Origin of the sequence: Pseudomonas sp. PvP027 (assembly GCF_017833005.1) — a bacterium.
GTDB lineage: Bacteria > Pseudomonadota > Gammaproteobacteria > Pseudomonadales > Pseudomonadaceae > Aquipseudomonas > Aquipseudomonas congelans.
On record NZ_JAFIBK010000001.1, the window covers coordinates 5,760,109 to 5,786,480 of the forward strand.

Sequence of the window (26,372 nt, forward strand, 5' to 3'; positions counted from 1 at the left end):
CTTGAAGGCACTAGCCGCGCTTGTTAAGACCCATCTTGATGCGACCTTCTGCCGGGGTCATGACGCGCGCGCCCAGGCGGCTGAGAATTTCGCTGGCGCGTTCCACCAGTTGGCCGTTGGTGGCGAGTACGCCCTTGTCCAGCCACAAGTTGTCTTCCAGACCGACCCGGACATTGCCGCCCAGCAACACTGCTTGCGCGGCCATCGGCATCTGCATGCGGCCGATACCAAAGCCAGCCCACACCGCATTGGCGGGCAGGTTATCGACCATGGCTTTCATGGTTGTGGTGTCGGCTGGTGCGCCCCATGGAATACCCAGGCACAGCTGGAACAGCGGGTTATCGAGCAGCCCTTCCTTGATCATCTGTTTGGCGAACCACAGGTGGCCGGTGTCGAAAATTTCCAGTTCGGCCTTTACGCCCAGCGCCTGGATACGTCTGGCGCCGGCGCGCAGTTGCGACGGGGTGGACACATAAATAGTGTCGCCATCGCCAAAGTTCAGGGTGCCGCAGTCGAGGGTGCATATTTCCGGCAGCAGTTCCTCGACGTGGGCCAGACGAGTCAGCGGGCCGACCAGATCGGTATTGGGACCAAACTCCATCGGGCGCTCACCGTCGCCAATCTCCAGATCGCCACCCATCCCAGCGGTGAGATTGACGATGATGTCGATGTCGGCCTCCCGAATACGCTCCATCACTTCGCGGTACAGCGCCACGTCGCGGCTGAATTTGCCGGTGTGCGGGTCGCGCACATGACAGTGCACCACGGTGGCACCGGCTTTGGCGGCCTCAACCGCAGCAGCCGCGATTTGCTTGGGCGTGACCGGTACGTGAGGGCTTCGGGCGGTCGTGTCGCCAGCACCGGTGAGTGCGCAGGTGATGATGACGTCGTGGTTCATGGAGGGCTCCTTACAGGCGTGATGATGCCGTTCGCGACCCTGGGTGATCGCGAAACGGCCGTTCAAAATCAGGTTATTTGCTGCTCGATTGAAGGTTTTCCGCAGCCGGTTTGCCGTCGAAAGTGGTGACGCCCTCCAGCCAGCGCGCCTGGTCTTGCGGATGGTCTTTGAGCCATTGTCTGGCCGACTCGAGAGCGTCCTTGTGATCCAGTAGCGGCTGCATCATCCGGCTCTCGTCGGCGGCGGTGAACGTCAGGTTAGTCAGCAATTTGTGCACGTTGGGGCACTGTTGGGCATAAGTCGGCGAAGTGACCGTCCACACCGTAGCCATGCCCTCGTTCGGGCCCAGGGCGTCGTCGCTGCCATTGAGGTAAGTCATCGCCACGTTGACGTTCATCGGGTGCGGCGTCCAGCCGAAAAACACCACGGCTTCCTGGCGGCGCACGGCGCGGTCCACGGCGGCGAGCATGCCGGCTTCGCTGGACTCCACCAGCTGGAACTTGCCCAGGCTAAACTGGTTTTTGGCGATCATCGCCTTGATCTGGGTATTGGCGCCTGAACCAGGCTCAATGCCGTAGATTTTGCCGCCCAGTTCCTTCTCGAACCTGGCGATGTCGGCAAAGGTCTTCAGGCCCTTGTCCGCCATGTAGGTCGGGACGGCGAGGGTGGCGCGAGCGTCTTCCAGGTTCGGCTTGTCGAGCACTTTGACTTTCCGGGCCTCGACAAACGGCGTGATTGTCTGGGTCATCAGCGGGTTCCAGTAGCCCAGAAAGAGGTCCAGGCGCTGGTCGCGGATGCCGGCAAAAATGATCTGCTGGGAAGCGCTGGTCTGTTTGGTCTTGTAACCGAGGCCGTCGAGCAACACTTGGGTCATGGCGCTGGTTGCGATCACGTCAGTCCAGTTCACCACACCCATGCGCACGTTCTGGCACGAAGCGGCATCAGCTGCCATTACATTGCTGCTCAACAGAGCGCTGGCGCTGAGTGCAAGCACGCTGCAGCTAATCAGTCGGTTCATGGTGGGGCCCTCGGCAGATTGTTATTGTGGTGTGTCGGCGTCTTTGTGCACCGTGGAAACAAATTACCCTGCCTGGAGGGCGGCGAAGCGCACTGCAGCGACCCGCTTTTGCACTGCGGCGACCTGCCCCTTGAATGCGCTCATGAACGGGAGTATCAACGTGCCACGCTGCAGGTCCGACGAGAGCGCTGACATGGCCCAGGATTTTTATTTTTTGCTGATGCCGGGGTTCTCGGCCATCGGCTTTATCTCCGCGCTGGAGCCCTTGCGGGTGGCCAATCGCTTTGGCGGCGAGCTATACCGCTGGCACGTCCTGAGCGCCGACGGCGGCGCAGTACAGGCAAGCAATGGCATGTCGGTCAACGCCGACGCGGCGCTGGAGCCGCTGAAAAAGGGCACGACCCTGCTGGTGGTGGCCGGCTTTGAGCCGCTGCAGTTCGCCACCCCGGCCCTGCAGCACTGGCTGCGTCGTCTTGATCATGACGGCGTGACCCTGGGCGCCATCGACACAGGCGCCTGCGTGCTCGCCGAAACCGGCTTACTCGACGGCTATCGCCTGACCCTGCACTGGGAAGCCATCGACGCGTTCAAGGAGTCCTACCCACAGCTCACCGTGACCCAGGAACTGTTCGAGATCGACCGCCGCCGCATCACCTGCGCAGGCGGCACCGCCTCCATCGATCTGATGCTCGACCTGATTGCCCAGGCCCACGGCCCCGAGTTGGCGATTCAGGTGTCCGAACAATTCGTACTGGGCCGCATCCGCACACGCAAGGACCACCAACGCATGCAGATCGCTACGCGCTACGGCATCGCCAACAAGAAATTGGTGCACGTGATCGGAGAGATGGAGCAGCAGACCGAACGCCCCCTCAGCACGCTGGCCCTGGCCGAAGCGATCAACGTCACCCGGCGCCAGTTGGAGCGCTTGTTTCGCCTGCATCTGAACGACACGCCGAGCAACTTCTATCTGGGCCTGCGCCTGGAGAAAGCCCGGCAACTGCTGCGGCAAAGCGGTCTGAGTGTGCTGGAAGTGAGCATCGCCTGCGGGTTCGAATCGCCGTCGTATTTCACCCGCAGCTATCGAGCACGGTTTACGAAATGCCCTAGGGAGGATCGGCGGCGGGAGGGGATTTGAGCCTTGTTTTCAGGGGGGGGCGGGATTGGGTTTTGCGTAGGCGGGTTTTGGTGTTGGTTATAGCTGTACTCTTCGGCTGGTGTTGGTAGCAGTAGAAGCAGGAGCGCCGATATGAGTGATTATGTTTGCGCGTTTAGCCGGGGGCTGTAGATGTGTAGGCGATGGGGTGAGAATTCGCTTAGAGGCTATGCGGATTTCCCAAAACATTTTGACTGGGCTTTAGGACAGTAGTTACAGACTGAAAAAATAGAATTGTGCCCCCAGTTTTGCCCCCATTCGCACCGGGTGTACAAGCGATCGCGAACGGCGATTTCCAACGGCCTCAAGTCTGGCAGTGCGTGGATCAGTGTATTTCGTCTGGGCTTCGGTGTGGGCTTGAGGTTTCTTCGCGTAAATAAGTCTATGGTTGTTTGAGATTAAGGTTTGATAGGCCACTTCCATAGCGGCCAGCGGTGCGGCGGCGCCCAATGCCCGTGATCGAGCATAAAATCGGGCATCACGCCAATCCGCAAGATGCGCAACCACTGTATGCCGATGGGGCTTGGGGGACAGCTGGGCTTTCAACAATGACGCCAGCATGAGCGGTGATGTGCACCAAGCCTAATCGGAGCAGGTCGGTTTCGGCCCCTATGTGATAACTGCGTGCGACGCACAGGAGTTTGGCAACCTGGGCTGCGCCTTGGCCCCGTGCATATCTGCCTACCCCATGTATAGGATGCTAGGGGGGGCGAGTGTTCGAATCACTCCGTCCCCACCATATAACTCAAAGGGTTGCGAGATTTTATCTCGCGACCTTTTTATGTCTGGTGGTTTCTCCTCTGCAAAAGGCTGGTCCAGGATCTAGTCCATGACACTGCGCCGTTATACGACTCCTCCCTGGATGCCACTGGTTCTACAACATCCGGTGCAAGACGCGCCGCCGTTGGCTTTCCCCTGATTTCTTATAAAACCTGAAGATCAGACCCACGACAGCCACTTGCTTATGCAGGGCTGTCGGCCGTCATCGGTGGATGAGCCGGTAGCAACTCCATAACCTCACAGAAAAGCTTGCGTTGCGCCCAGTCATTGCGATCTCCAATGACGTACAAGCGGCGCTTGGCGCGGGTGACAGCGACGTTGAGCAGATTAGGCTTGGAAACGGCCCATTCGCGGGCGCCACCATTTTCACTGCTTCCGCCTAGGACCAGGATGATCACTGCTGCTTCCTTTCCTTGCATGGTGTGAATCGTGCCGCGTACGATATTGGCGTGTAATCGATCCTTAAGTTGGTTACGCACGTCCTGAAAGGGTGTGATAACGGCGATGCTATCCAGCGGCACACCGTCGCCATCAAGCATGGCCAACAGCCGTTCGAGAACCTTGCCTTCACTATCGACCCAATTGCCAGAAGAGCGGCCACTCGCGTGCACCCAGCCGGTGGGTAGGCGGGCCGGCGTTTCCTTGACGGGCGAAGGTGCGAGGGTGCCATAGACCATGGCTCCGTCGTAGGCGATGCGATTAGCAAGGTCGAACATCGGTTTGTCACAGCGACGGTGCACCACCAATGGCAGGCCGACCCAGCATTTCTTGTCTTTAGGACCCGCCATACGACCCCAAGGAGTGGCTTGGTCGGCCAAGGTCTGAGCAGACTGGCGATTGGGCAACCAGTGAGCGTCGACTTGATAGCGGTTGCGCATGTGTTCGAGTACGGCATCGGATACGGTAACGATCGGCTCCAATTGTAGCGGATCACCAACCAGCACAGCCCTGTGAGCACGCCACAAGGCACCCACAGCAGCCTGTGGGGTAGCTTGACCAGCTTCATCCACCAACAGCCAGCCAATTTCCCCGCAGCCAAGGCTGCCGAAAGAGCGGGCGAACGAGGCGAAGGTACTGCTAAGCACCGGCACTACCATGAACAGTGATGCCCATGCCGAACGTACCACGGCTTGGGACACTCCGCGGTAACGACTGCCGGTGAGTGTGCTAGTGATGAAGTCCAAGTTAGCGCGTAAACGCGAGGCTTCGATCTGAAAGAAGACGCGGTGTAGCTTGAGCGCTTCGATGAATACCTTCGCCCGAGCCTGACGCCAGCCTTCGACCATCCAGGGTTCGAGTAGCTCGATCTCGCTGCCTCTGCCGATCTGACCTTGTTCGAGCCAGACCTGCAGGTGCTTGGCCTTGCCAGCCTGGGCAATGCTGCGAGCCTTGTCGATCTGCAGGGCGGCGTGGAGCACTGCTGCATTGATCTCCTGTTCGTCCTTGGCCAATTGTTGATTGAGTTCGGTGAGCCGGCCGACTAGTCGCTGCGCTTGGCGTTGGGCACTGTCGAAGGCGTCCTTGGCCAAGGTGCGAGTGCTATCGAGCAGTCGTTGCCGAGTTGCCCACGTGCGATGAGCACCCCAGAGGCTGAATAGGTTGGCGAGAAAACCCGGCTTTTTTGCAAGGTGTGCTTCAAGAGCTTGAAGTGCGCGTTGCAGTTGCTCGCGAGCGGGCGTGAGCTGGAGTGTTTCCAGCGTAGCTTGTTCTTCATCGAGACTGCTGCGTTGGGTCAGACGGACTTGGTGCTCCTTTTCCTTCTGATGTACTCGGGCTTTGGCGCTGATCACTGCCTGAATCCGTTCCAGAACGTCGCTGACTTGAGCGCGTATCGCTTGTTCGGCGTTCTTGGCGTCTTGGTATTGCTTTACGGCGGCGCGCCAGAAATTGGTTTTTTCGGCGGACGAGAGCAACTTCATTTGTGGGACTTGCTCGGACAACCATTCGCGCATGCCCTTGGGAGCTGGCTTGTCTTCCGTGTTGTTCGCTACCGACACGTCGGGCGTTGGTTCGCCGTCTTGGAGATCTTCGTCCAAGGTGCCATTGTCGAGGGTCTCTGGTTGGGAGAATGTGGATTCGTCTTTGGTCTTGGTCGTTTTGGGTGGACGCTTGCCATAGAAGAAGCGATCGACGAACTGGGTACGTTTGGCTTTGCTGCCCAATGCCGCAGAGATCATTGCCCAAGCTGGTTTGCCGCTGGTGAGCTCGCCCAGTTCGCTGAAATATTCGGCATCGGGCAGCCAAGATGGGTCAACCTTATCCTGCTGGGGCAACTCGAGCGTTACGTTCTCCACAGCACCATTGTTGGAGGAGGCTACTACCATCTCGAAGCCAAACAAGCGTGGATTGAGTTGATAGGCAAAGCGCTCGCGTCCGCCATCGTTGGCGGATTCGCGACCGTTCTGGATGAAGGCATCCGAGGCCCTATCCAGCGAGGCCAGCACGTCGGCTCGTTGGGTCACCACCGCCGCAATCAGGTCCCGGAGCAGGGTGGTCTTCCCGGTACCCGGCGGACCGTTGACGCCCATGATGCCGGTGCCGTTGCTAAGAGTCTGGAGCAGGCTGTTGACTGCCAGTTGTTGGGAGTGCACCAACCCCAAATGCCGTTCGGCAGGCCAGCAGCCGGCTGCATAACGCGAGGGAGCAAGGCGGTCGATCAGCGCCAGATCTGCTTCGGGTTTGTCGAGATGCAGGCGCTGGGTTGAGTCGTGATGGCTCAGGTAACGGGCCAAAGGCTCGCTTGTTTCGCCGCGTGCCAGGGCATCGGCCATGTCGGCCAGATCGCTCAGTAGGAAGCTGTTGAGCGGGTCGTCTTCCTGTTCGGGCTTGTTCGGGTTAATCGGCGCTGAACGGAAACGGTGTACGCGCGACTCGTCTGCGAAAAAATCATCGAGCCCCAGGGCCTGACGAATATAGTTTGTCAGGCGCGACAGGTCGGTCGCCAAGACTACGCCACCGAGTAGACTTTTAGTTTGTTCGCGAAGAAACTCCTGGGTCTCCTCGAAGCCGCGTGTCCAATCTTTCTTGTTGATGGCGCGGCCGACGAACCATGCCTCGCTGGATAACACCAGGCTGTCGACCAGCATCATTCCCTGATCGTTGAACTTGAGCGCGTACAAGGCGGAGAGCCTATGTTGTGGCTCCTTGTAGCCTTTGTCGGCTCCGTAAAGTGCTTCCAACTGGCGAGAAACGTCTACGTTGCTGTAGAGGTGAGCGTAGAGCGTGTGGCTCCATACGCGCTTGTTCGGCAGGCGCTGACGGCTCAGAAGGTTGGCTGGCATCCACGGCAGAATTTGAGTCGATGTGGGGATGTCTTGGAAAAACGGCTGGTAGTCGCTATCACGCTTTTTCAGCTTTGGGACTGCCTGAGGTTGCAGCAGTTCGACGGCGTGCCAGTAACGCACGATATTTTGCGAATTCATTTACTACGTCCTTGAAAGCGCTGGGGCTTGGATTCCTGACAGGGAAGGATATCAGGCATGTTGCATCGCTTCCTGACGCCGGGGCCTGGAAGTGATTCTGATCGTGGGCGGGTCACTTACCTGAGGGGTACCAGGTGGCGTAGTTGTGGGTGTAATCCTCTTCCAGATCGATGACTTCTTCGCGGACGCCGGGTACTACATCTGGTTCTCGGTCGAAAGCTGGGCGCAATTCGCGCTCTGCTAGCTCTTGGACCACGTAGGCCATGCCTTGCCATTTGTGGCGCCAGGCCAGCAGCTGTGGCCGAGTCTCAATGATATAGATCGGCGCGTCGAGTCGTTCGCGTAGGTTCGGAACGCGGTAGGAGGCATTCATCAGGCTGGGCACGCGAACTTCTTGGCCACGCTTATCCCAACCGATCCAGTGGCTGTAGAAACGCATACGACGGTCTTTGTGGGCAATGAACTCGAAATAGTCTCGACTCGGCTTGGGCATCGTCCGAGCGCAGGCCAACCGCATCAGTTTAGTATTGATCTTCCCAATGCGGTCATCGCTCAGCTTGGCCAGCGAAAGCAGAAAATGATCAAAGTTGTTGAATCCGATTTCCTTGGCATGAAAATGCAGGCGCTCGGAATAGCCCATTCCATGATCGGGTGAGCGGCGGACGAGGTACTTGAAGTTTTTGACGCAGTCGACTGATGCGGACATGACTTTCTCCACAGGCCTATATCGGATGCACCGATACCCGCATTGCTGCTTGCTTGGCCTTTACTGGCGAAAATCTGAAAGAAGAAAGAGAAGGGTGTTCCCCAACGCAGCAGGGTGCCTCCCGAGGCATGGCCTGATCCTAAGTAGTAGCTAGCCTGTCAACAATCGCTAGCGCCGATCAGCGCTGTATCACCCTGCTGCTTCTTTGCTTGAAGACGTTTATTTTTTTCAACCCTTGAGAGTTGTTCGCGTGGTGGATTGACTGATCGAGGTAGTGAGTAGCGTTTGGCTATCAATCTTTTCAGACTCGATTTGCGTTCTAGGACTTCAAGTTGGTTCTCTTCCTAGGGCCCTACACTTGGCATGCCGCGGGAAATCTCGCGCGCTTCCTTGAGACCTATGTCGGAGTAAGCGCCGATGTAGAAGCGGTTTTCCTTGCCATGCAGCCGATATTTCAATCGCCAAACCTTGGAAGGGGATTTGCCCATCTTGCTTGAGGCTCTTACCTCCAAGTAGAGGCCTGGACATCGCCATCGGCGTGTTTGCCGGGTTCGATCACTGAGCGGATCAAGGCATCGCTGAGTTTTCGTTTGAAAACAACCGCATTATCGGGATGCATCGGTGGGGGCATCCTTTTCAAGGAACCGAAATTTTCCCCAATTATGCCCCCATGAGTCGCGGAATCCATTGGGTTTAGACAGACGGCCGTGGACTTAAATTATCAATAAGGCATTGTTATAAAACGGTTTTATGGAGATTTTTGGAATTCCATTACAAACTATCCGGATCCCCAAAAAACATCTGAATCCGCGACCTCAACCAACGCTCCCCCGGATCATTATCCTGCGCGCCGCGCCAGGCCATGTGCAGTTCGAACGTTCGGGTTTCAATCGGCAGGTCTTCAGAGCGAACGCCACCTGCTGCGGTCAGGACCTGCGCTGCATAGTCCGGCACGGTGGCGATGATGTCGGTGCCGGTGAGCAGTGTGGCCAGGCCGTTGAACTGTGGTACGGCGAGGACGACGTGGCGTTTGCGGTCGAGTTTTTCCAGGTGTTCGTCGATGAAGCCGCTCAGGTCGCCGGCGAAGGAGACCAGTGCGTGGGGGCGGGCGCAGAAGTCGTCGAGGCTCAACGGGCCGGGTATCGAGTCGGCGCGCAACAACTGCGGCTTGCTCCTGCGCAGGACCTTGCGCTTGGCATTGGCGGGCAGGTCCTGGGTGTAGCTGACGCCGACCGAAATCTCTCCGGAGGCGAGCAGGGGTGGCATGAGGATGTAATTGACTCGCCTGACTACCAGCACAATGCCCGGCGCTTCGGAGCGCAAGCGCTTGAGCAGGGTGGGCAACAGTGCGAACTCGACGTCATCGGACAGGCCGATGCGGAAGACCGAGGTGCTGGTCGCCGGGTCGAACTCAGAGGCACGGCTGACCGCTGTCGAGATGGAGTCGAGTGCCGGGGAGAGCAGAGCGAAGATTTCCGTCGCTCGGGCGGTGGGCTCCATGCTGCGCCCGGTGCGCACGAACAGTGGATCATCGAACAGGCCGCGCAGCCGCGACAGTGCAGCGCTGATCGCCGGCTGACCGAGAAACAGCTTTTCCGCCGCACGCGTGACGCTGCGCTCATGCATCAGGGTCTCGAAAACGATGAGCAAATTGAGGTCGACGCGACGCAGGTCGTTGCGATTCATGCGGAATATCTCGGGCCATTTGTCGGTTGAGGACGTGAGCAGGGTGCGATAGTACGAGCAAATGCGGGTCGGGCGCAGCGAAAATTACTGTGGGGGTTACTGAATGTCCACACGGCTTGCAATGTTTCGTCGACATGCGAACAATGGCGGCCATTACGCGCATCGACGCCCAGACGCTGTCTGGCTGCGCCGTGTAGCTCACAGGACACAATCGATGACAGGCATGTCGACTATTAATAGCCACCGATGGTGTTGCCGGCAATGCCCGGATAAAGTTTGTGGCATCAAGGTTCACCAGGCGAGGTTCTAAATGTCCCGCACGATCCGTTTTCACCAGTTTGGCCCGGCCGAGGTGCTCAAAGTCGAAGAGCATCCTGTCGCGTCGCCTGTCACCGGCGAGGTGCAGGTGCGTGTTCAGGCCATCGGTGTCAGCTGGTACGACGTTCTTTGGCGGCAAAATCTCGCGTCTACCCATGCCCGGCTGCCTGCCGGTCTGGGTTATGAGATGGCTGGCGTGGTTACCGCGCTGGGCGACGGTGTGGATGATCTGCAAGTGGGCGACAAGGTCGCCAGTTTTCCTGCGGCCGATGCCAATCAGCACCCGGTCTACGGCGAATCCATCGTCATGCCGCGCCGTGCATTGACCCGCTACCCCGACGTATTGACGCCGGTTGAAGCCAGCGTGCATTACACGCCGTATCTGGTGGCGTACTTCGCCTATGTCGATCTGGCGCGTATCAAGTCAGGGCAGACCGTGCTGGTCACCGATGCCAGCCACTGCTCCGGCCCTGCATTCGTGCAGTTGGGCAAGGCGCTTGGGGCTCGGGTCATTGCCGCGACCAAGACCGAAGACGCCCGTGAGTACCTGCTGTCACTTGGGGCCGACAAGGTGGTGGTCACCGAAGAACAGGACTTGTTGATGGCGATCAACAAGTACACCGACAACCGTGGTGTCGATGCCGTCTTTGATGGCCTTGGCGGTCCGCAGATGTCGATCATGGGCGATGTGCTTGCGCCACGTGGCAGTCTGGTGCTGTATGGCCTGCAAGGCGGTAATCAGACGCCGTTCCCGGCCTGTGCCGCGTTCCAGAAGAACATCCAGTTCTACGTGCATTGCCTGGGCAATTTTACCGGCAAGCCCGAGTTGGGTATTACTCAGGATCAAGAAGCATTGCAGCGGGCCTTGCAGGACATCAACCAGATGACTCGCGACAAGGTACTGATGCCATTGCAGACGCGCAGCTTTCCGTTCGAGCAGGTGGTGCAGGCGCACCGTTACATGGATGTCTGCCCGATTGGCGGGCGTGCGGTGCTGGAAGTCGAGGCGCTCTGATTCATCGCCTCCTGGTCAGCGCTCGTTATTGAAAAGCCTTCCGAACGGAAGGCTTTTTGCATTCCATATTGCAAAAGAGACGTCAGGCATTAAACGACTTCGAATAACGCACCTGCCAGTGTGCCGAGAAGTGCATAACCTTGAATGAAGGGTAAAAATAAAATCGACAACAGGGTCGGCAGGCTTGTTTATTTGAGTGTATGAGTTCTGTCAGTGAAGGCGACATTATAAATATCATTTCCTACGCGTCAGAATGAAATATTAACAGCGGTGGGTGCCCGCCAGTTTTTGGTAATGCCTGAGCGGCCTGGCTGCTGGGGTTGCAGGCTGTGAAGTTCAAAGGGAAGCGCTTGTCGCCTGTGTTCAGTGGCACCATTAAACAGTGTGTTTAATCAGTTGAAAGTTCGCGCCGGACTGCACTGTTTTCCAACGCAAACTGTCTATTGTAATTGTTTCAAAGATACTGATAATGCGTCGGTAATTACCACTCAGGGAATGAGTCATGCGCGACTATAAGTTTGGTTGTCAGCTTGATGTTCAATGTTCTGTCTGCACGGTGTCATGTCTTGAGCGACAGGCAGGTGCCACACAATGAGTTCTATTCACGAACAGGCAATGAATTATGTCTACCAGCAAGTGCTGCAACGCTTGTTGGGGTACTTCTCGCGTGCAGAGCGCACCGCGCTGCAGTTGTTGATCCAGCGCCTGATTGTTGCGGCTGGCGGCATCGAGCGGATTTCCGGCTTCAAGGTGCTGGTGGCTTTCGGCGGTGGCAAGGACAGTGCCTACACGCTGGCCTTTCTGCGCGCTGCCCAATTGAGTATCGCCTGCCGCTCGCCCGCCACGTTCAACCTGCGGGTTGCCAATCGGCGCCACGCGGGCATGACCCCTGCGGTGATGGATAACATCAACCGCACCTATTCAGCGTTGTTTCTGTACGACGACCCGCGTGTCGAGATGCTGGTGATCGACAATCAGTACACCCAGGCCTTCGAGCCGGACCTGCCTTTTTCCAGTGCAGGGCGTGAGCAGAATCGGCTGGACATGCTGCTGGGTGGACACCTGTCCGCAGGCGACGCCCGCACCACGTTTTGCAACACCTGTTACCTCGGGCTGGCGGAGTTTCTGGGGCGCGCCCTGAGCTGGGGCAACGGCGTCGATGCGGTGGTCAGCGGCGACTCGCGCAGAGAGCAGCGTCAGTACGCGACCTGGATCATGCGCCTGGCTCAGCGTACCGGGCAATACTCGGGCAGTTGGGGCAAGCAGACGCTGGCCAGCGTGCTCAAGGTCATCGATACGATTGGCCAGGCCTACTATCAGGAGCTGTACGGGGAGGGCAATGACAGCGCGCCGGCAAGCCGAGCCACGGCGCTGCTTGAAAAAAGCCCCTCGCCCGCGTTCATCACCATTGCCGATCTGGTCAGTTGCAAGGCGGACGAGCACTGGAACCTGCTGACCGAATTCCTCGATTTCCGTTTCGATGATCTATCGTTCGGCTTCAGTGAGTCCGATTGCGCCAACCCTTTGTTGATGGCCCACATGCGTGGCCTCACGGCGCAGTATCTGCAAGCGCGCACTTATGCCGACGGAATAGCCGAATACCTTGAACTGGCAACGACACTGATGCGCAGAAAGCAGATGCCGCCGCAATTGATCGATCAGACGCTCAGCGCCTACGCCGGTCGAGCGCGCATCGAGGCGCGTCGCGAGCTGGCATCAAGCTTCGCCCAGGAAGGCTTCGGCCTGAACGAGACTCAACTGGTCTGCATGCTGTTTTCGCCGTTCGTTGATCATGGCTATGGCCTGGAGTCGTTTCTGCGCAGTTGCCACCCCGGGATGCTGGTGGCGTTGCCGGATCTGCACAAGGCGCTGTCGGGTTCGACGGCGCCGGATCAAGTCATGCAGTGGCTGGTGGATATCAGCGGTTTGAGTCTCAAGTCATTGCACAGTCTCTACGGCAAGCAGCGGGTGAACTTCGACGACCCGCAGTCAATCATCGCCAGAATCCGCGCTACCGATCCCGACAAGCGCCGAATCATGACCGTCGACCCGGTGACGGGGCAGGCAGTGGCCGAGATGCTCTCGGGACGCTGATCCGGTTGTGAGGCATGGCGGCTGCCATGTAGCGATGTTCTGAAGCCTGTTCTGGTTGAGCGGCGGGTACCTGCATGAAAAACAACACGGATTTCGCCTATCAGGCGGTCTACCGCTATCTGGTGCGACTGGTTGACCAGGAGCAGGGCGAGCTGGCGCTGAAAATGCCGTCACTGCGCCAGCTGGCCCGGCGACTGAACGTATCGATATCCACGGTGCAAAGCGCCTATTCGTTGCTGGAAAAGGAAGGGCGCGTCTATTCGCAGCCCAAATCGGGTTATTACTCGGTACCGCGCAGCCTGAGCGAGCAGGGCCAGCTATTGCCGGACGCAAACGGCGATCTTTTGCAGGCCCTGTACGACAACGCCCGTCGCCCCGGCATGGCGTTGCTGGGGTGCGATGAACCGGCGCTTCTGCACGCTCAGGACAGTCCGCTGCCGGCAATGGAGCGCGAGCTGGGCAGGCATTACCCGCAGCAGCGGGACCCGGTTTTTCAGCCGTTCGGCGAGCCGGAGCTTCGCACGGCGCTGGCTGCCCGTTACACCCGCGATGCAGCGCATTGCTGGCACGCGGACAATGTCTATGTCACTGCGGACCTTCAAGGCGCATTCAAGGCGGTGCTCGGCACACTGGCGTTGCGTGGTGGCACGGTACTGGTGGAATCGCCCTGTGCCTGGTCGTTGCTGCGCCTGCTGCAGTCGTTCGACATCCAGGTTATCGAGCTGCCGCTGGACGATACCGGCTGCCTTGATGCGACCCGGCTCGACGGCCTGTTGCGCGGCCATGACATCGGCCTTGCCGTGTTGCCCTCGCTGCTGAACCCGGTGCGAGGCAGCGTGCGTCCGCAGGACAACAGCCAGGCTGTCGCCGAAGTGCTCAATCGTCATCAGGTCTGGGTGCTGGAAAACGACAGTCACGCCGGGCTGCAGTTTGTTGCCGGGCAGGCCCCGTTGCGCGACTGGATCGACCCACAACGGCTGGTAATCGTGGGCGGATTCGAGAAGAGCCTCGGGCCTGAAGCGCCCTACGCTTACCTGCTGTGCAAGAGCCTGGATGCGCGTTGGCAGCAGTATTTCTGTCTGCGAGCATTCGAACTTCCGCCGATTCGTCAAAGGGCCATCGCCAGGTTATGCAGCAGCGGGCGTCTGGACAGGCAACTGATGGCGTTGCGAGAGACGCTGGGCACGCGCATGCAATCGATGACCCAGCAACTGGATGAACAGACCGGCGGGATGCTGCGTTATCAGCTGCCCGAGGGCGGCTGCGGCATGTGGGTCGAGAGTGCATACCCAGTGGACATGCGCCAAGTCTTCGTTGCGTTGCTGGGTCAGTCGATTGTCGTCAGCCCTGGCGAGCTGTTCACATTGCAGAACCGCTACTCGCAACATCTGTGGGTCAGTTATGCCAGTGACTGGACGCGTGAACCCGCCAGGCTGCTGGGCGCGCTGGGAGAGGCGTTGAGCCAGGCGCGTCTGCCATAGGCGTCGACATGCCAGGCCGTCGATCCATTTGTGTTTGCCAGACGTGGTTCAAGGTTGTTAACTGGACGCCTGTCCAGTATTCACAACCAACGGCTCCCCAGCGCAGTGACCCCGAACGCCCCCATAAAAACCGATCCCGAGCCTGTCCTCGCCAGCGAGCTGCCTGCGCGTTATGTCGTTGCCGTGCGAGCGTTATGTGAGTTTACCGCCAAGGTGGGCGACCTCGACCTGCGCTTCACACCGTCGCCCACGGCTCAGGAAGGCATTGCCGGGCATCGCACGGTCGCCACGCGGCGCGGTGCCGACTACCAGGCCGAGCTGTCGTTGAGTGGCGATTATCGCGAGCTGACGGTAAGGGGCAGGGCGGACGGCTATGACGCCAGTCGCAATCAACTGGAAGAAGTGAAGACCTACCGCGGTGAACTCGACGCGATGCCGGCCAACCACCGTCAGTTGCATTGGGCGCAGGTGAAGGTCTATGGCTGGCTGCTTTGCCAGCGCCTGCAGCTTGAGAGCGTGACGCTGGCACTGGTGTATTTCAACATTGTCAGCGAGCAGGAAACCCTGATTCGCGAGCAGTTCAGTGCGGCTACGCTGCAAGCGTTTTTCGAGCGACAGTGCACCATATTCCTCGGCTGGGCGCAGCAGGAACTGGCGCATACGCAAGCGCTGCACACGACGCTTGGCAGCCTGAAATTCCCCCACGCATCCTTTCGTACCGGGCAGCGGGTGCTGGCTGAGTCGGTCTACAAGGCCGTCAGCACCGGCTGTTGCCTGATGGCTCAGGCGCCGACCGGTATCGGCAAGACGGTGGGTACGCTGTTTCCCTTGCTCAAGGCCGCACCCGGCCAGAAGCTCGATAAGATTTTCTTTCTCACCGCCAAGACACCAGGGCGTCGACTGGCACTGGATGCACTGGAAGTCATCAATCACAGCGCGCCGGAGCTGAAACTGCGGGTCCTTGAGCTGGTGGCACGCGACAAGGCCTGCGAGCATCCGGATAAGGCCTGCAACGGTGATTCCTGTCCGCTGGCCAGCGGCTTTTATGATCGCCTGCCAGCAGCACGCTCGGCGGCGCTGACCTCGCCGTGGCTGAATCAGGCGGGCGTACGCGATGTCGCCTTGCAGCATCAGGTCTGCCCGTATTATCTGAGCCAGGAACTGGCGCGTTGGGCTGACGTAGTGATCGCGGACTACAACTATTACTTTGACCTGAGCGCGCTGCTATTCGGCCTCGGTCAGCTCAATCAGTGGCGCGTTGCGGTGCTGGTCGATGAAGCCCACAACATGGTCGAGCGAGCACGCCAGATGTACAGCGCCAGTCTTGACCAGAGCCAGCTGAAAGCCTTGATTCAGACCGCGCCGGAACCTGTGAAAAAAGCCTTGCAGCGCCTGGATCGACAATGGAATGCGCTGCACAAGGTACAGCCCGGTGCCTATCAGGCGTACTCGGTGGCACCAGAAAAATTCATCGGCAGCCTGAACCAGTGCATCTCGACCATCGGCGATCATTTCAATGAGCACCCGCAGGCAGTGGATGGCACGTTGCAGGGGTTCTACCTGGAAGCCATCGGCTTTGCGCGCATCGCCGAGCTGTTCGATGAACATTTCATTTTCGACATCACCCGGCGCGAGGCGGGCGGCAAGCGCATTCTGTCGCGCCTCAGCCTGCGCAACGTCGTTCCCGCGCGTTTCATCCGCCCGCGGCTGACCGCTGCGCGCAGCACTGTACTGTTTTCCGCGACGCTCAACCCGCGCCACTATTACGCGGACCTGCTGGGGTTGCCGGCCAACACGGCATGGATCGATGTGGAATCGCCGTTTCACCACGATCAGCTCGACGTGCGGATCGTCAGTCGCATTTCCACCCGCTTTACCCATCGTCAGGCTTCGCTGGCGCCGATTGTCGAGCTGATGGCCGGGCAGTTCGACACGCGGCCGGGCAATTATCTGGCGTTCTTCAGCAGTTTCGATTACCTGCAACAGGTCGCCGAGCTGATGGCGCGCACTCACCCGCACATCAGCCTCTGGCAACAGGCACGGGGGATGGGCGAGAGTGAGCGCCACGCATTTCTCGACAGGTTCACCCTGAGCAGCCAGGGCATCGGTTTTGCCGTGCTGGGCGGCGCATTCGGTGAGGGCATCGACTTGCCGGGCGCACGCTTGATCGGTGCGTTCATCGCCACCCTGGGGCTGCCTCAGCTCAATCCGGTCAACGAACAGTTCAAGCAGCGCATGGCGGCGCTGTTCGGTGCCGGTTACGACTATACCTATCTGTATCCTGGCGTGCAGAAGGTGGTGCAGGCCGCAGGACGGGTAATCCGCAGCCAGAGCGACAGCGGTGTGGTGATGCTCATCGATGACCGTTTTGCCGAGCACAAGGTGAAGCAGTTGTTTCCTGCGTGGTGGCGGCCCGAAACGTCAATGGCCTGAGGGCGGTTGCCGTTTTGGCAATAGAGCTGAAACAGAGGCAGATGCTGGGGATCAATACTCAAGCGGCGCTGTCGAACTGCCAGTAAACTGCGGCATCGCCAGCTTGGCAGCTGCAGCAAGTCTTTATTTTTTCTCCGTATTTCATTTCTTCGTGGAGGTTGTATGAGTCTCAGTCCTTTCGCCGGCAAGCTGGCACCTGCGCAGTTACTGGTCGATATTCCGAGACTGGTCACGGCTTACTACACCGGCCAGCCCGATGCATCGGTGCCCACGCAACGTGTTGCGTTCGGCACTTCCGGGCACCGTGGCACATCGTTTGAGCTGGGTTTCAACGAATGGCACGTGCTGGCTATCAGTCAGGCGATCTGCCTGTACCGTAAGGCCAACCGCATCGACGGCCCCTTGTTTCTGGGTGCCGATACTCACGCGCTGTCCACCCCGGCCGCTGCCACCGCGCTTGAAGTGCTGGCTGCCAATGGCGTGCAGGTAATGATTTCGCAAGGTGACGAATACACCCCGACGCCTGCGGTTTCCCACGCGATCATCTGCTACAACCGCGGTCGTACTTCGGGGCTGGCGGACGGTATCGTCATTACGCCTTCGCACAACCCGCCGCAAAGCGGTGGCTTCAAATACAACCCGCCCAATGGCGGACCGGCCGACAGCGATGTCACCAAGTGGATCGAGAACAAGGCCAACGAATTGCTGGCCGAGAAAGTCACTGGCGTTTCACGCATCAGCCATGAAAAAGCGCTGCGTGCCGATACCACGCACCGCCATGATTACCTCAATACCTACGTGGCCGATCTGAAGAACGTGATCGACATGGACGCCATTCGCAACTCGGGGCTGCGTCTTGGTGTCGATCCGCTGGGCGGGGCCGGGGTGAGTTACTGGTCGGCGATTGGCGAGCATTACGGCCTGAATCTGGATGTGGTCAATAAATTTGTCGACCCTACGTTCCGTTTCATGACCGTCGACTGGGATGGCCAGATTCGCATGGACCCGTCTTCCAGCCACGCCATGCAAAGCCTGATCGGTCTCAAGGACCGTTATCAGGTCGCCTTTGCCTGCGACCCGGATCACGACCGCCACGGCATTGTGACCCCGACCGGCGGACTGATGACGCCCAACAGCTACCTTGCCGTGTCCATCGACTATCTGTTTCAGAACCGTCCTGAATGGCGTGCCGATGCAGCGGTCGGCAAGACCGTGGTCAGCAGCGGCATGATCGATCGTGTGGCCAAGCGCCTGGGCCGTCGCCTGTATGAAGTGCCAGTCGGCTTCAAATACTTCGCTCAGGGTCTGTTCGAGGGCTCGCTGGGTTTTGGCGGCGAAGAAAGTGCCGGCGCCTCGTTCCTGCGTCGCGACGGTACGGTCTGGACCACTGACAAGGACGGTCTGATTCCGGCCTTGCTGGCTGCGGAAATGACCGCGCGCACCGGTCGCGATCCAAGCCAGATCTACAAGACCATGACTGAAGAACTGGGCGAGCCGTTCTCGACCCGCGTCGACGCCAAGGCCAATCCGCAGCAGAAGGCACTGCTAAGCAAGCTGTCGCCGGAGCAGGTGACTTCCACTGAACTGGCGGGTGAGCCTATTCAGCAGGTTCTTAGCAACGCACCGGGCAACGATCAGGCGTTCGGTGGCGTCAAGGTGATGACCGAGAATGGCTGGTTTGCAGCGCGCCCTTCGGGCACTGAGGACATCTACAAGATCTACGCCGAGAGTTTTGTCAGCGAAGATCACCTCAAGCGCCTGGTGGCAGAAGCCCAAGTGCTGGTAGACGGCGCCATTTCGCCGAACTGATGACCGCGCTGGTCAATGCCCGAAAAACCTCGAACCGCGCTCGGTTCGGGGTTTTTCAGCTTTTGACCTGTGCTTCAGTCGCGATAGAACACCTGCACCAGGTGATAACCGAACTTGCTCTTGATCGGCCCGTGCACGACGCGCAGCGGCTTTTTGAAGATCACCTGGTCGATGGCGCCGACCATTTGCCCAGGCCTGACTTCGCCCAGATCGCCGCCACGTTTGCCGGACGGGCAGCTAGAATGCTTTTTAGCCAGCACGTCAAACGCCTCGCCCTTGGCAATACGCAGCTTGAGCTGTTCGGCCTCTTCGGCGGTCTTCACCAGAATATGGCGGGCTTGGGCTTTCATGTCGCAATATCACCTGCTGCAAAAGGCTGCCATTATGCCTGCTCTTGCTGAGCGACGCCCGCGCGTCACGCGTGCCGTCCTGACGGCCGTGGTCTTTTTACTTCATTTTGTACGGTATTGATTATGGATTTTCCGGCGCTGTTGAAGATTCTGGCCAGTCAGGACGGATCGGACCTGTACCTCTCCACCGGAGCGCCGCCGTGCGCCAAGTTCAACGGTGTACTCAAGCCTCTGGGCAGCGAAACCTTCAAGCCGGGGGAGGTCGCAGTCATTGCCCAGGGTCTGATGGACGAGGAGCAGAAGCTCGAGTTTCAGCGCGAGCTGGAGATGAACCTCGCCGTTTCGATGGCGGGCATCGGCCGGTTCCGGATCAATATCTTCATGCAGCGCAACGAGGTGTCCATCGTCGCGCGGAATATCAAGCTGGACATCCCGCGTTTCGAAGACCTGTTCCTGCCGCCCGTACTGCTCGACGTGATCATGGAAAAGCGCGGTCTGGTGCTGTTTGTCGGGGCCACCGGTTCCGGCAAATCGACCTCGTTGGCGGCATTGATCGACTACCGTAACCGCAATGCCAGCGGCCATATCATCACCATTGAAGACCCGGTGGAGTTCATCCATCGCCACAAGAAATCGATCGTCAACCAGCGCGAAGTCGGGGTCGATACCCGCAGCTTTCACGCAGCACTGAAAAACACCCTGCGTCAGGCACCGGATGTGATTCTGATCGGCGAGATTCGTGATCGCGAGACCATGGAGCATGCGCTGGCGTTTGCCGACACCGGCCATCTGGCAATTTCGACCCTGCATGCCAACAACGCCAATCAGGCGCTGGACCGGATCATCAATTTCTTCCCGGAAGAGCGTCGTGGGCAGTTGCTGCATGACCTGGGCAACAACCTCAAGGCATTTGTTTCCCAGCGACTGGTCAGAACCCCGGATGGCAAGCGTCGCGCAGCGGTGGAAGTGATGATGGGCACGCCGACCATTCGCGACCTGATCCAGCGCAATGAACTGACCGAGCTCAAGGGCATTATGGAGAAGTCCGGCAGCCTCGGTATGCAGACGTTCGACTCGGCGCTGTTCAATCTGGCCGTCGAAGGTGCGATCAGCGAAGAGGAGGCCCTCAAGAATGCCGACTCGCAAAACAACGTGCGCCTGCGCCTCAAACTGCACAGTGAAGGCGGCGCCGGGACTCTGACTACACCGCCGCCGGCCCCGACCGGCAGCAGCACGGCAAGCACCGCCGAGTGGGGGCTGGTCGATGATGACGCGCCGGGTCCGCAGGCTTAACTCGGTGACGCTACGCCCGTCCGCTAACTGTCGGGAAACGCCAGCACAGCCGAGGCACGCGGTACATCAGGTAAAACCGAGGTCGCAGACTTTAGGGCCGCTTCGCAGCCCATCGCGGCCGTCGTAACCTCCTGAAGCTCCTACGCCCTCCGGGCAGAAGCTTCGCTGTGGGCCAGATCATTGCGGATGCGCCGCCGCCAGCAACTCCTGGGTGTAGGGATGTTGCGGCGCATCGAAGACATCATGGCTGGCGCCGCGCTCGACGACTTTGCCATCCTTGACCACGATCACGTCGTGGGCGAGGGCTTTGACCACTGCCAGGTCATGGCTGATGAACAGGTACGTCAGGCCATGTTTTTCCTGAAGTTCGCGCAACAGCGCAACCACCTGTTTCTGCACGGTACGGTCCAGCGCCGATGTCGGCTCATCGAGCAGAATCAGTGCGGGTTTCAGCACCAGCGCCCGGGCAATGGCGATGCGCTGACGCTGGCCACCGGAAAACTCATGGGGGTAGCGATGCCGGCTCTGCGGATCAATGCCGACTTCTTCCAGTGCCCGAATGACCTCCGCATTGCATTTCGCAGGGTTGTACTGGCTGTGTACCTCCAGTCCTTCGCTGATGATCTGCGCCACTGACATACGCGGGCTGAGGCTGCCGTAAGGGTCCTGAAAGACCACCTGCATCTCTTTACGCCACGGGCGCATCTGTTTCTGACTCAGGCCGTCCAGCGCCTGTCCGCGAAAGCGGATACTGCCGCGAGACTCCAGCAGGCGCAGGATCGCCTGGCCCAGTGTCGACTTGCCGGAGCCCGACTCACCGACGATACCGAGGGTCTTGCCGCGCTCGATGCTCAGGCTGATGTCATCCACCGCCTTGAGGTATTCCTTGTGCCGCCGCAGGATGCCGCCGGTCAGGGAAAACCAGACCTTCAGGTTGTCGACTTGCAGCACCGTTTCCCGGGTGTCGCGTGGCAGCGGCTCGCCGGCAGGTTCGGCGTCCAGCAGCAGGCGGCTGTAAGGATGCTGAGGTGATTTGAACAGCGACTTGCAATCGGACTGCTCGACGATTTCGCCGGCGCGCATCACGCAGACGCGCTGCGCGACGCTGTGCACCAAGTTCAAGTCATGGCTGATCAACAGCAGCGACATGTTCAGGCGCTGCTGCAGCTCCTTGAGCAGCAGGAGGATCTTGCGTTGCACCGTGACATCCAGCGCAGTGGTCGGTTCGTCGGCAATCAGCAGCTCCGGTTCGCAGGCCAGTGCCATGGCAATCATCACTCGCTGGCGCTGGCCTCCGGAGAGTTCGTGCGGATAAGCTTTCAGGCGTTTTTCCGGCTGTTGAATGCCCACCAGCTCTAGCAGCTCGACAATGCGCTTCTGCGCTTCACGGCCACTGATGCCGCGATGCAGCAGCAACGTTTCGCCGATCTGTTTGGACACACTGTGCAGCGGATTCAGCGAGGTCATCGGTTCCTGAAAAATCATCGCAATCCGGTTGCCACGCAGCTCGCGAAGGGTGCGGTCGTCGGCTCCTACCAGCTGTCGACCCCGGTAGGTGATGCTGCCCGTGGTCGACGTGCCGCTACGGGGCAGCAATTGCAGGATCGAATGCGCAGTAACGGACTTGCCGGAACCGGATTCGCCCACCAGTGCCAGGCACTCGCCGCGGCGCACATCTAGGCTCAGATTACTGACTACTTTCTGCCCGTTGAAGGCAACGCTCAGGTCGCGGATTTCGATCAGGTTTTCCGACATGTCAGGACCTCGGGTCGAAGGCATCACGCAGCGCCTCGCCTATGAATACCAGCAGCGTCAGGATCAACGCGAGGGCAAAAAACGCCGTCAGCCCCAGCCAGGGCGCTTGCAGGTTCTGCTTGCCCTGGGCGATCAGTTCGCCCAGCGACGCGCTGCCGGCAGGCATGCCGAAGCCCAGAAAGTCCAGCGCGGTGAGGGTCGAGATGGCGCCGGTAAGAATGAACGGCAGGTAGCTCAATGTCGCATTCATCGCGTTGGGCAGGATGTGGCGCATGATCACTTTTCGATCCCCCAGACCGAGCGCCCGAGCGGCCTTGACGTACTCAAGGTTGCGGCCGCGCAGAAACTCGGCGCGCACCACGTCGACCAGGGTCAGCCAGGAAAACAACGCCATGATGCCCAGCAGCCACCAGAAATCGGGTTCGACGAAGCCTGACAGGATGATCAGCAGGTACAGCACCGGCAGGCCCGACCAGACCTCCAGCAAACGCTGCCCGAACAAGTCGACCCAGCCGCCGTAATAGCCCTGCAACGCCCCGGCGCTGATGCCGATCAACGCGCTGATGAAGGTCAGTGCCAGCGCGAACAGGATCGACACCCGGGCGCCGAAGATCACCCGCGCCATGACGTCGCGCGCCTGGTCGTCGGTGCCGAGCCAGTTTTCTGCAGACGGCGGGCTGGGCGCCGGGGTGGTCAGATCATAGTTGGGCGTGTCGTCACTGAACGGGATGGGCGGGAACAGCATCCAGCCGTCCCCTTTGCTGATCAGCGTGCGCACGTAGTCACTGCGGTAATCGGGCTGGAAGGGCAGCTCGCCGCCGAATTGCTGCTCGGTATAACGCTTGAACACCGGAAAATACAGTGAGTGCTGATAGCTGACCAACAGTGGTTTGTCATTGGCGATCAGTTCGCCACCCAGTGTCAGGGCAAACAGTCCGCAGAACAGCCATAGCGACCACCAGCCGCGGCGATTGCTGCGAAAGCGCTCCAGACGACGGCGGGCCAGCGGCGAAAGGCTGCGCATCATGCATTCCTCGCGCTGAAGTCGATTCTGGGGTCGACCAGCGTGTAGCAGATATCGCCGATCAGCTTTATCAGCAGGCCGAACACGGTAAAGATGAACAGCGAACCGAACACCACCGGATAGTCTCGCGACACGGCGGCTTCATAGCTCATGCGGCCCAGGCCATCCAGCGAGAAGATCACCTCGATCAGCAGCGAACCGGCAAAGAACACGCTGATGAACGCCTGCGGAATGCCCGACACCACCAGCAACATGGCATTGCGGAACACATGGCCATACAGCACACGTCGCTCGCTCATGCCCTTGGCGCGTGCCGTGGTCACGTACTGGCGGGTGATTTCGTTGAGAAAGGAGTGTTTGGTCAGCAGGGTCAGCGTGGCAAAACCCCCGATCACCAGCGCCGAAACCGGCAGCGCCAGGTGCCAGAAATAGTCAGCGATCTTGCCGACCGTGGTCAGTTGCTCGAAGTTGTCCGAGACCAGTCCGCGCACCGGAAACCAGTTCAGCGACGTGCCGCCACAGAACACCACCACCAGCAGCATGGCGAACAGAAAGGCTGGCATGGCGTAACCGATGATGATGGCGGTGCTGCTCCAGATATCGAACTGGCTGCCGTGTTTGACTGCTTTGCGAATCCCCAGCGGGATCGACACAAGGTACGTCAGCAATGTCGCCCAGAGCCCCAGCGATATCGACACCGGCATTTTCTGCAAAATGAGGTCGGTCACCGTGGCGCCGCGAAAGAAGCTGCTGCCGAAATCCAGTCGTGCGTAATTCTTCAGCATCAGCCAGAGACGTTCGTGCAGCGGTTTGTCGAAACCGTATTGGTGTTCGATCTGCTTGATCAGTGCCGGGTCCAGCCCCCGGGAGGCCTTGGAGTGACCGGCCCCGGCGGACTCGCTGGCCCCTGCGCCCACAGTCGCACCGCCAATCCCTTGCAGGCGAGCGATGGCCTGCTCCACAGGTCCACCCGGCGCGGCCTGCACGATGAAAAAGTTGACCAGCAGAATGCACAGCAGGGTAGGGATGATCAGCAGCAGGCGACGCAGAATATAACCGAGCATTCACTGCATCTCCGAAACGATGGCTGAAGCGCCGCGTTTTTCAGCGAATTGCTCGTTGGTCAGCGGTGTCGGGCTGATTTCCCACCATGTTTCGATGGCTTCGTTATTACTGGCCTGAATTTTCGGGATGCCGAAACGGTTCCACCAGACGGTTGAAGAGCCTGGCGGATAATAGTTGGGAATCCAGTAGTAGTTCCATTGCAGGACCCGGTCCAGGCAGTGTGCATAGTCGGTCATGGTCTGCTTGTTGTCGGCCTTGAGCAGGCCGGCAATCAGCGTGTCGACGGCGGGGTCTTGAAGCGCCATGTAATTGCTCGAGCCAGGATCCATCGCCACTTTGGAGCCGAAACTGCTGTACAGCTCTGCGCCGGGAGAGGTCGAGACCGGATAGCCGGTGACGATCATGTCGTAATCGCGAGCCATGACGCGGTTGAGGTATTGCGCGGCATCGATGCGGCGTATGTCGAAGTGGATGCCGATCTGCGCCAGCGTGCGCTTGTAGGGCAGCAGCATTCGCTCGAAACCGTTCTGTGCATTGAGAAAGGTAAAGCTGAAGGGTTCGCCCTGGGCATTCACCAGCTCATCGCCCTTTGGCGTCCAGCCTGCTTCCTTCATGAGCGCCAGCGCTTGCAGTTGCTTGTCGCGAATCAAGCCGGTGCCATCGGTTTTAGGTGTCTCGAACACGCTGTCGAACACCTCATCGGGAACCTTGCCGCGCAGTGGCTCGAGGATTTTCAGTTCGGCAGGATTGGGCAGTTCGCTGGCGGCCAGCTCCGAGTTGGAGAAGAAGCTGTTCTGGCGAATGTACATGTTGCGCATCATCTGCCGGTTGGTCCATTCAAAGTCCCAGAGCAGCGACAGCGCCTGGCGCACGCGGCGGTCCTGGAACATGGGGCGGCTCAGGTTGAAGACGAAACCCTGCGAGCTTTGCACCGCGCCTCTGGCCAGTTGGGCTTTCTGCAGGCGCCCGTCGCTGAGTGCCGGGCCGTCATAACGGATTGAATAGCCGGTGGCCGAAAACTCGCGGTTGTAATCATAGGCGCCGCCTTTGAGTACCGTACGTGCGACATCGATGTCGCCGAAGTACTCGATGCTGAACCTGTCGAAGTTATACAGGCCTTTGCTGACCGGCAGGTCCTTGCCCCACCAGTCCGGATCGCGCTCGAAGGTGACGGTGCGGCCCGGGTCTACATGGCTGATCCGGTAGGGCCCGCTACCTGGTGGAATTTCAAAGCCGGCACCGCTGGCAAAGTCACGGGTTTTCCACCAGTGCTCGGGGAATACCGGCAGCGAAGCCAGGTCGAGGGGCAGGGTGCGGTTATCGCTGTGCTTGAAGTCGAAGCGGATCTGCGAAGGGGATTCGACCTCAACGCCCTTGACCGCTTCAAACTGGGTCCGGTATTGCAGGTTGCCCTGCGTCATCAGCAGCTCGTAGGTGTACTTCACGTCACTGGCGGTAATCGGCGTGCCGTCTGCGAAACGTGCTTTCGGGTTCAGGTAAAAGCGCAGGGAGAGGCCATCTGCGCCACGCTCCATTTTCTCGGCGACAAGCCCGTAGACAGTGTAGGGCTCATCCATCGAGCGCGTGGCCAGGGGGGAGTAGAGCATGCCGTTGATCTGCGAAACGCCCATGCCCTTGTCGGTGAAGGGCATCAGGTGGTCGAACTGACCGATCTCGATGGCCGAGCGTCGCATGCTGCCGCCCTTGGGCGCGTCCGGGTTCACGTAATCGAAGTGCTTGAAATCGGCGGGATAGCGTGCAGCTTCGCCGTAAACGGTCAGGGCGTGTTGCGGGGCTGCGGACAGCGATTGGGCAGCGCCAACGAAGGTCAGCGTCAAGGCGAGCAACGATGAAAAAACAAAACGCATGACTCGAATCCTGACTGACGTTCGCAAGCGAATGCCAGGGTTAAAGGCGACTGGCTGTGCAGCGGTGACAAAAATCATCACAGAGCTCATGACTCTGCATGGCGCTATCTTCTACAGACAAATGGCCACTTCGCCAAGCCACTGCGCGCATGCCGGGTCACTATGTCGTTGAAAACAGTACATACAAAAACGGCCCATCCG

The 26,372-nt window shown here is 59.3% G+C and carries 17 protein-coding genes, 1 tRNA gene and 1 pseudogene; 8 read left to right on the forward strand and 11 right to left on the reverse strand.

Translation table 11 applies throughout. The annotated features are described in order from the left end of the window. Nucleotides 1–10: 10 nt before the first annotated feature. Together JOE33_RS25125 and JOE33_RS25130 are read right to left on the reverse strand one after the other, a co-directional pair. Nucleotides 11–898 (reverse strand): 3-keto-5-aminohexanoate cleavage protein, encoded by an 888-nt coding sequence (locus JOE33_RS25125; RefSeq protein WP_096102254.1) that lies wholly within the window; start codon nt 896–898, stop codon nt 11–13. A 73-nt stretch (nt 899–971) separates the two neighbouring features. After that, entirely contained in the window at nt 972–1,916 is a 945-nt protein-coding gene (locus tag JOE33_RS25130) for a choline ABC transporter substrate-binding protein (RefSeq protein ID WP_187625447.1), read from the reverse strand. Between the two features lie 193 nt (nt 1,917–2,109). Between JOE33_RS25130 and JOE33_RS25135 the strand changes: the two genes are divergently transcribed. Both JOE33_RS25135 and JOE33_RS25140 read left to right on the forward strand, forming a co-directional pair. Continuing rightward, on the forward strand, nt 2,110–3,054 hold the full coding sequence (locus JOE33_RS25135) for a GlxA family transcriptional regulator (RefSeq protein WP_032613041.1): 945 nt from the start codon (nt 2,110–2,112) through the stop codon (nt 3,052–3,054). 642 nt (nt 3,055–3,696) lie between these two features. Next, nucleotides 3,697–3,811 (forward strand) — tRNA-OTHER (locus JOE33_RS25140). A 223-nt stretch (nt 3,812–4,034) separates the two neighbouring features. Here JOE33_RS25140 and JOE33_RS25145 read toward each other — a convergent pair. From JOE33_RS25145 to JOE33_RS25160, 4 genes and pseudogenes are all read right to left on the reverse strand, one after another. Further along, nucleotides 4,035–7,274, reverse strand: coding sequence for an ATP-binding protein (locus JOE33_RS25145; protein WP_032612780.1), 3,240 nt, complete (start codon nt 7,272–7,274; stop codon nt 4,035–4,037). 112 nt (nt 7,275–7,386) lie between these two features. Then, nucleotides 7,387–7,980: a hypothetical protein gene (locus JOE33_RS25150; RefSeq protein WP_032612782.1), complete on the reverse strand. Its 594-nt coding sequence runs from the start codon at nt 7,978–7,980 to the stop codon at nt 7,387–7,389. A gap of 365 nt (nt 7,981–8,345) precedes the next feature. After that, nucleotides 8,346–8,599, reverse strand: a pseudogene (locus tag JOE33_RS25155) (Arm DNA-binding domain-containing protein); the annotation flags it as partial. A gap of 152 nt (nt 8,600–8,751) precedes the next feature. After that, nucleotides 8,752–9,666, reverse strand: a complete 915-nt coding sequence (locus tag JOE33_RS25160; protein WP_003347707.1) for a LysR substrate-binding domain-containing protein — start codon at nt 9,664–9,666, stop codon at nt 8,752–8,754. 310 nt (nt 9,667–9,976) lie between these two features. Between JOE33_RS25160 and JOE33_RS25165 the strand changes: the two genes are divergently transcribed. The 5 genes from JOE33_RS25165 (at nt 9,977) to pgm (ending at nt 18,816) form a co-directional block, all read left to right on the forward strand. After that, a complete protein-coding gene (locus JOE33_RS25165; protein ID WP_010440539.1) occupies nt 9,977–10,999 on the forward strand; it encodes a zinc-dependent alcohol dehydrogenase family protein in 1,023 nt (340 codons plus the stop codon). A gap of 591 nt (nt 11,000–11,590) precedes the next feature. Next, a complete protein-coding gene (locus JOE33_RS25170; RefSeq protein WP_187625446.1) occupies nt 11,591–13,093 on the forward strand; it encodes a hypothetical protein in 1,503 nt (500 codons plus the stop codon). Between the two features lie 74 nt (nt 13,094–13,167). Then, nucleotides 13,168–14,574, forward strand: coding sequence for a PLP-dependent aminotransferase family protein (locus tag JOE33_RS25175; RefSeq protein WP_187625445.1), 1,407 nt, complete (start codon nt 13,168–13,170; stop codon nt 14,572–14,574). 105 nt (nt 14,575–14,679) lie between these two features. After that, nucleotides 14,680–17,007: an ATP-dependent DNA helicase gene (locus JOE33_RS25180; protein WP_187625444.1), complete on the forward strand. Its 2,328-nt coding sequence runs from the start codon at nt 14,680–14,682 to the stop codon at nt 17,005–17,007. 162 nt (nt 17,008–17,169) lie between these two features. Then, a complete protein-coding gene (pgm, locus tag JOE33_RS25185; RefSeq protein WP_122694199.1) occupies nt 17,170–18,816 on the forward strand; it encodes a phosphoglucomutase (alpha-D-glucose-1,6-bisphosphate-dependent) in 1,647 nt (548 codons plus the stop codon). A 74-nt stretch (nt 18,817–18,890) separates the two neighbouring features. On the opposite strand, the gene JOE33_RS25190 is transcribed toward pgm, so the two are convergent. Next, complete coding sequence (locus tag JOE33_RS25190; protein ID WP_002553334.1) at nt 18,891–19,166, reverse strand: peptidylprolyl isomerase; 276 nt, start codon at nt 19,164–19,166, stop codon at nt 18,891–18,893. Nucleotides 19,167–19,289: 123 nt separating this feature from the next. Between JOE33_RS25190 and JOE33_RS25195 the strand changes: the two genes are divergently transcribed. After that, entirely contained in the window at nt 19,290–20,459 is a 1,170-nt protein-coding gene (locus JOE33_RS25195; RefSeq protein ID WP_010440521.1) for a PilT/PilU family type 4a pilus ATPase, read from the forward strand. Nucleotides 20,460–20,636: 177 nt separating this feature from the next. Here the strand turns inward: JOE33_RS25195 and JOE33_RS25200 are convergent, their stop codons facing one another. The 4 genes from JOE33_RS25200 to JOE33_RS25215 are packed head-to-tail and all read right to left on the reverse strand — an operon-like array spanning nt 20,637 to nt 26,171. Further along, the gene (locus JOE33_RS25200; protein ID WP_187625493.1) at nt 20,637–22,214 is read right to left on the reverse strand and encodes an ABC transporter ATP-binding protein; all 1,578 of its coding nucleotides are present in this window, start codon (nt 22,212–22,214) and stop codon (nt 20,637–20,639) included. A gap of 1 nt (nt 22,215) precedes the next feature. After that, complete coding sequence (locus JOE33_RS25205; RefSeq protein ID WP_010440516.1) at nt 22,216–23,238, reverse strand: ABC transporter permease; 1,023 nt, start codon at nt 23,236–23,238, stop codon at nt 22,216–22,218. After that, nucleotides 23,238–24,302 carry a microcin C ABC transporter permease YejB gene (locus JOE33_RS25210; protein WP_187625443.1) on the reverse strand — a complete coding sequence of 355 codons (1,065 nt, stop codon included), beginning with the start codon at nt 24,300–24,302 and terminating at the stop codon, nt 23,238–23,240. Before JOE33_RS25210 ends, JOE33_RS25205 begins: the two co-directional genes overlap by 1 nt. Next, nucleotides 24,303–26,171, reverse strand: coding sequence for an extracellular solute-binding protein (locus tag JOE33_RS25215; RefSeq protein ID WP_187625442.1), 1,869 nt, complete (start codon nt 26,169–26,171; stop codon nt 24,303–24,305). Nucleotides 26,172–26,372: the final 201 nt, after the last annotated feature.